General features: G+C 49.2%; 4 protein-coding genes and 1 pseudogene. 4 read left to right on the top strand and 1 reads right to left on the bottom strand.

All coding sequences use genetic code 11. The annotated features are described in order from the left end of the window. The 4 genes from ACTHMC_RS14130 to ACTHMC_RS14145 all read left to right on the top strand — a co-directional run. A partial coding sequence (locus tag ACTHMC_RS14130) for a PKD domain-containing protein (protein ID WP_440413927.1) occupies positions 1 to 3471 on the top strand: 3471 nt, incomplete at its 5' end. A 61-nt stretch (positions 3472 to 3532) separates the two neighbouring features. Next, the gene (locus ACTHMC_RS14135) at positions 3533 to 4573 is read left to right on the top strand and encodes a PorP/SprF family type IX secretion system membrane protein (protein WP_440413929.1); all 1041 of its coding nucleotides are present in this window, start codon (positions 3533 to 3535) and stop codon (positions 4571 to 4573) included. Between the two features lie 33 nt (positions 4574 to 4606). Continuing rightward, positions 4607 to 5077: a redoxin domain-containing protein gene (locus ACTHMC_RS14140; protein ID WP_440413930.1), complete on the top strand. Its 471-nt coding sequence runs from the start codon at positions 4607 to 4609 to the stop codon at positions 5075 to 5077. Between the two features lie 213 nt (positions 5078 to 5290). Then, the gene (locus tag ACTHMC_RS14145; RefSeq protein ID WP_440413932.1) at positions 5291 to 5632 is read left to right on the top strand and encodes a T9SS type A sorting domain-containing protein; all 342 of its coding nucleotides are present in this window, start codon (positions 5291 to 5293) and stop codon (positions 5630 to 5632) included. Between the two features lie 30 nt (positions 5633 to 5662). Here the strand turns inward: ACTHMC_RS14145 and ACTHMC_RS14150 are convergent. Beyond that, positions 5663 to 6012, bottom strand: a pseudogene (locus ACTHMC_RS14150) (rRNA large subunit methyltransferase I); the annotation flags it as partial.

Below are 6012 nucleotides of genomic sequence, written 5' to 3' on the forward strand. Positions count from 1 at the left end.
ACTTTCACCAACGGATCCACTCCGGTTTCTTCCGTCTGGGATTTCGGGGATGGCAGTACATCGGAAGATATCAATGCAACACATGTTTACACGGCACCAGGTAACTACAATGTAAAACTGGTGAACACCTATACGCAGTGTAAGGACTCCGTTACCATGCCCGTAGTGATCACAGGCAATCCGGCTGCTAGCTTTACAGCACTCAACGTTGCAGGATGCCAGGCGCCGCTGACAACTAATTTCACCAGTACTTCACCTGCTGCAACCAGCTGGAACTGGGACTTCGGGGATGGCGGAAGTTCCACCGATCCTAATCCTGCTCATACATATACCCGAACAGGAAATTTTGATGTGAAACTTTCGGTCACCAGCCGCTTTGGTTGTGTGGGCTCTGCCACCAGAACAGGATTTGTAAATATTCAGACACCCACTGTTCAGATCAATCAGCCCCGTGGTGGTTGTATCCCATATAGCCTGGTTCCTGCAGCAACCATCAATGCGCCTGATGGAGTGAGGGATTATCTCTGGGATTATGGGGGAGGTATCACACGCACGGGGGCCAGTCCGGCGCCCGTAGTTTATACCACGGCCGGCACTTTTCCGCTGACTCTCACCATCACTACCAATGGTGGTTGTACCATCAGCACAACCTTGCCGAATGCAGTACGCACCGGCACACCCTCCAACCCAACTTTCACCGCTACTCCTACCGATATCTGCGCTGCAGGTTCTGTTCACTTCACCAATACCACAGCAGTATCTGATGAATGGTTATGGGAGTTTGGCGATAACGCAACATCCGATGCACAGAACCCAACGCATCGCTTTACAGATACAGGCAGCTTCATGGTCCGGCTGATCGCCTTCAATAACCGCTGCCCGGATACCTCGGCATTTCAACTGATCCACGTGAAGCCGCCGGTAGCCAGCTTCCTGGCAACAGTGGATTGCACCACACCCCACACTGTGGTGATCACCAATGAATCCAAAACGGATCCCGCCTACGGCCCCATCACATACAACTGGGATTTTGGCGATCCTTCCGTTACCAACCCAACCAATGTGCACTCTCCCGGGGCAATCAGTTATCCCGGCCTGGGACCATATACCATCCGTCTTACTGTTACAAACGGAACCTGTTCTCAAACCATGACCAGAACGGTCAGTTTTATTTCAGATCCCGCCAATTTTAGCATTTCAGCTAATTCTGTTTGCGTGAATGAGCTCATTACGCTTACAGCCAATCCTGTAAACCCCAGCCTGATTGCCGGTTATTACTGGTTCATGAACGGCGCCCCGGTGGCTTCTTCCTCAAGCAGGACCGCGCAGGTAAGGAGACCAACCGCAGGTAATTATACAGTGCAACTGCAGATGCACGATGTCTCAGGATGCGTACATATCAGTTCATCCAATCCTGTTATTACAGTGAGGGGCCCGCGCGCAAGGTTCAGGCCCGCATCACGCATTGCCTGTAAGAATGCGCCTGTTGGTTTTACCGATCAAACGGTTTCAGCATCACCACTCATCTCCTGGAATTTCGATTTCGGAGATGGGAAAACACAACGGTTCACCGCACCTCCGTTCACCCATACTTTTACAGATACCGGAAAGTTTGTAGTGAAAATGACAGTCACCGATAATGGCAACTGCTCCGATACCTACGAAACAACAGACACCATTCATGTGGTTAGTCCTGTTTCCGGATTCAAGGCCGAGTATACCACCATCTGTCCCGGCTCCAACCTGCAGTTCACCGATACTTCGCTGGGCGCCCCCACACGCTGGCGCTGGGAGTTCGGTGATGGCAGCAGCGCTACCACACAAAATCCCGTGTACGTGTACCGCGGGAATGATGGCGATGCATTCAATGTAAAACTTGTGGTAACTGATGTCAACGGCTGCTCCGATTCGGCTATTGCTAACAGTTATATTACACTCAAAAGGCCGAGGCCGGCTTTTGATATTGAAGATACCACTACCATCTGCCCGCCACTGGAAACTAAATTCACGCTGACGGCGCAGGATTATGAATCCTTCTACTGGGATTTTGGTGATGGCGGTGCTTCCTCACTGGATAATCCATCCCATTTCTACAATGGGTTCGGCACTTACACTGCTAAACTGTATGTGTATGGAATAGGTGGATGTCTGGACTCTGCCAGCCGGACTGTACGCGTGATCGATCCGGCAGCAACCACCAATATCGGGTACAGCGCCACCAGGGCATGCGACACACTTACCGTTGACTTCACTATCACTACGCCTGATTACACGGCCTTCACATTTCAGTATGGAGATGGTGCAACTGATAATACGCAGTCAAAGAATTTGCGGCACAGGTACAATACTCCCAATAATTACAGACCGGCACTCACGCTGCGCGACAGTGTAGGCTGTCAGGTTCTGATTGGCGGAAGAAGTACTATCCAGATCCTTGGAGCAGAAGTTATCTTTGGCATGGACAAGAATAAATTCTGTGATGCAGGGGAAATATTCTTTACAGATTTCACCCGGCCCCGTCAGGATCCCATCCTGAGCCGTACCTGGGATTTCGGAGATGGTGCAACTACTACAGCCCCCAACCCTTCTCACAGGTATACACAACCGGGAACTTATTACCCCAAACTGGTGGTTGTTACAGACTTCGGCTGTAACAGCACGCTGGTGGATACCGTACGCGTGTACCGCACACCGGAGCCCGTGATCCTGGGTAATGCGGTTGTCTGTCTCAATAATGAACTGCTGCTGGATGCCGCCACACAGGTGGCGGATACTGCCATCACCTGGAAATGGGAACCAGGCATTGGCGCCGCCGGATCAACAGCCGGCCGCATCGGTGTAAAATACGGGCAGACCGGTACTTTCCCGGTAAGGCTCGAAGCAACCAACCTGCTGGGTTGCAAAGGGAACACCATGAAAGAGATCACAGTGCCGCCACTTCCAGAGATCAGAGTGGCGGAAGATCCGGTAATCCCTGTAGGAGGAAGCATCACTTTGCCTGTGAGCTATACCGGCAATATTGTGAACTATTCCTGGATCCCTTCCAGCAACCTCAGTTGCGATGATTGCCCTAACCCTGTTGCCAGTCCGAAGTACACCACCAAATACATGATCCAGGTTACAGATGATAACGGGTGTAAGAATACCAGCGGTATCACGGTGAATGTACAGTGTAACGACAAAAACTATTTTGTTCCGAATACCTTCTCACCCAACAATGATGGACGTAACGACCGCTTCTATCCGAGAGGCAGTAGTATCACACGTATTCAGAGCATGAAAATTTTCAACCGTTGGGGTGAACAGTTATTTGAGAAAAGAAATTTCAGCGCAAATGATCCATCCGCAGGATGGGATGGCACCATCAAAGGAAAGCCGGCCAATCCCGATATTTACATTTACGTGGTTGAGTTCATATGTGAAAACGCAGCTATCGTTCCGCTCCGCGGTAACGTGATGCTGGTACGATAAAACCTTTGATCCCGGAACCTGGATCCTGTGATGCCATTATTCAATATTGAAATGAATTTCTATGAGAACCCGAAAGAAACCGAAGAGGATCGCTCTGCTCATCTCATTGATGTGCGCTGCAGGTTGTTCCTGGGCACAGGACATCCATTTTTCACAATTCTTTGAAGCGCCCCTGCTGCGCAACCCAAGTCTGGCAGGCATCTACACGGGTGATATCCGTGTACAGGGCGTTTACCGCGATCAGTGGAACAGCGTTACCAACGCGTACCGCACCGGCTCCCTGAATGCGGAATACAAAATGCCTGTAGGCAAGGGCGATGATTTCATCACTGCCGGCCTGCAATTGTTATATGATAAAGCAGGCACGGTTGGCCTCAGCACCACGCATGTACTGCCTGCTCTGAATTACCACAAATCTCTCAGCAACCAGAAAGTGATGTATCTCTCACTGGGATTCATGGGTGGCATGATCCGCAAAAGCCTGGACCTGGCCAAGATGACCACCAATGATCAATACGGCCCTGGCGGCTTTGATCCTACACTTCCCAATGGAGAGCTCATCAATTCTCCCAACTTCACTACCTGGGATGCCAGTGTAGGCATGAGTTTCAATACCGTTTTCGGGGAAAACGAGCGCAACAGTATGTTCCTCGGCCTCGCCTACCATCACCTCAACAGACCAAAGAACTCTTTCTATAAAGACCCTAACGTTGAGCTACAACCGAAATGGGTAGCATCAGCCGGTGTAAAGCTGGAAGTGGATGATTATTCTTTCTTTACCATTCAGGCGGACCAGTCCATTCAGGGCAGCTTCAGCGAAACCATCGCAGGCACGCTCTATGGTTACAAATTCGGGGACGATCCTGATAACCCGGAATACATCATCCATGGCGGCGCATTTCTCCGTCTGAAAGATGCACTGATTCCTGTGATCAAACTGGAAAGACACCCGCTCAGCATCGCCATCAGCTACGATGTGAACGTGTCTCAGCTCAAAACCGCCAGCCAGGGACGGGGAGGTTTTGAATTGTCGTTATGCTGGATCGGATTTCTCGACAGGGGAAGTGCTGCCAGAGATCAGGTTTTGTGTCCGAAATTCTGATTACATTTGAAACCCATCAAAGGAAAAACAATCATGAAAATAGAAGCTGGACAAAAAGCCCCGGATTTCCTGTTGTATGACTCAGAGAAGAATAAAGTAGGCCTTTCTGATTTCAAAGGGAAGAACGTACTACTCCTGTTTTTCCCCCAGGCCTTTACCGGCACCTGCACCAAGGAACTCTGCAGTGTACGCGATAATATTGCGGATTACAGCAATGTGAATGCCCAGGTATTAGGTATCAGTGTGGATTCAATTTTCACGCTGGCAAAGTATAAAGAGGAACAACAGCTGAATTTTCCTTTGCTCAGCGATTTCAATAAAGAGGTGTCCGAAGAGTATGGAAGCATCTACGAGAATTTTGTTTTTGAAATGAAGGGGGTGAGTAAGCGCTCCGCTTTCGTGATAGATGGGGAAGGCATTGTGCGGTATGCCCAGGTGCTGGAGAATGCTGCAGATATCCCTGATTTCAAAGCCATCAACGGGGTATTGAGCACCCTGAGCTGAAAACTGATTTGACAAAAATCAACTCAAAGTAATACTGTCCTTTAAACTACCTGATAATCAGGCAAATTAATCTTTCCCGCGATGGGCCTAAAGATTTGTTAAAGCCAGTTAATCCTTTGTTTTGTAGTAGTGTATGTAGGTAGAATTCGGCAATCAGTTGTAAATTTGAATAAATCGACCTATTTTGGATCGGACTAGAAAACATCATGCTGCATGAAGATTTTTTACGCACTGTCCATTATCCTGTTCACTTCCCTCCAGGCCAGCAGCCAGAGGACCACTCCACCGGGCAATACTGACCCGGTGACCAAGGTCGTTAAGTTCTACCCCAACCCCGCCACTTCCTATATCACCTTCGATATTCAGAAAGAAGAAAAGCAGAATTACACTTTCCAGATCTACAATATGCTGGGCAAAAAAGTGTACGAGACCAATAACGTTACCAACAGGAACGTGATCAGCCTCTCCGAATTCTACCGCGGATTGTACATCTTCCAGTTAAAGGATAAATCAGGTAAGCTGATCGACTCCGGCAAATTCCAGGTAAGCAAATAATTTATTGAGGTAACGGTACTGAATAACCGGTCAGTCCACCTGGATGATCAGGAATTTCAGGTATACAGTATTATCCCATCCCCATACGATCGGGTGATCGGCGGATTGCGTTTGAAAACATACCTGGCGGATCTTCCGGCGGGCATCTTTGGCCGCCATCTGGATGATCTCCAGGAATTGCTCCGGCTGAATGAGATTGGTGCAGCTGCTGGTAACCAGGAAGCCACCGGGTTTCACCAGTTTCATACCACGAAGGTTGATCTCCTTGTAGCCGGTGATGGCCTTCTGGATATTTTCCCTGGTTTTGGTAAAGCTGGGAGGATCCAGCATCACCACATCGTATTGTCTTCCTTCTTTAGCCCATTGCTTCAGTTTATCGA

Source organism: Pseudobacter sp. (assembly GCF_051955275.1).
GTDB lineage: Bacteria > Bacteroidota > Bacteroidia > Chitinophagales > Chitinophagaceae > Pseudobacter.